Origin of the sequence: Thalassotalea sp. G20_0 (assembly GCF_017744175.1) — a bacterium.
Classification (GTDB): domain Bacteria; phylum Pseudomonadota; class Gammaproteobacteria; order Pseudomonadales; family Endozoicomonadaceae; genus Endozoicomonas.
Map to the genome: position 1 here is coordinate 1 of NZ_JAGHQV010000274.1, position 937 is coordinate 937.

Annotated in this window: 1 protein-coding gene; it reads right to left on the reverse strand. The window is 56.4% G+C overall.

Translation table 11 applies throughout. From position 1 onward, the window contains the following. On the reverse strand, positions 1–937 hold a 937-nt coding region (locus J7438_RS26015; RefSeq protein ID WP_209278934.1), incomplete at both ends, for a hypothetical protein.

Below are 937 nucleotides of genomic sequence, written 5' to 3' on the forward strand. Positions count from 1 at the left end.
ATAGCTGATTAATACGTTTGTCCAGCTCAGTCACTCTGTCAGTCTTTACCTGGCTCATTTCATGGGCTGGTTCCTGCGTAGAAACACTCTGCCTGTTCATTCGTTCTCTGATTCCCTGAATACCCTGGGATACTGAGTTGACCGCGGCGCTTGCCAGTTCTTTACCACGGGTCAGTGGTTTCATCGCCAGCTCCTGACCACGCAACCCCTCCTGGTAACCGGTAATCCATTGATAGGTTGAATAGGCGGCAACCCCCAATCCCAATCCGCCCGCCAGAAGGGAACCTGTGGTAATTCCCATGGTAGCGGCTGTTGACGCTGTAGCGGCATTGCTGCCGTCCACCGCCGGGGTGTCGGCAACCCTCCCTCCCTCGCCAACACTCCTCCGCTCGACGCCGTGGGGTGCATCCCAACCCTTGCTTTCGACCCTGCCGTCCACCGCCGGGGGGGCGCCAGCACTCCTCCGCCCTACGCCGTGGGGTACATCCGAACCCTTGCCTTCGAAGCTGCTGTTCACCATCGTGGTGTTGGCAACCGTTCCACCATCGGCAATGGGTGTAGCGGTATTTACCGGGCATGGATCACTGTACGGCAAATCCAATGCATCCAGAAATTCTGTTCGCGAAGAGCAATTGGCTGTTAACACCCGTGGGTCTGCTTTTTGGCAAAGAAGCTGATCATTGGTGATAGATTCAGTATTATTCACTTTAATACCATTGACATAGCTGTTCACCGCCGTGGTGTTGGCAACCGTTCCTTCATAAACCAGCCCCACCCCGATGCCGGCGTTTGCATAGTCACCCGAGGTTGTGACATGGCTGTTCACCGCCGTGGTGTTGGCAACCGTTCCTTCATAAACCCGCCCCCCCCCGATGCCGGCGTTTGCATCCTCACCCAAGGTTGTGACATGGCTGTTCACCGCCGTGGTGTTGGCAAC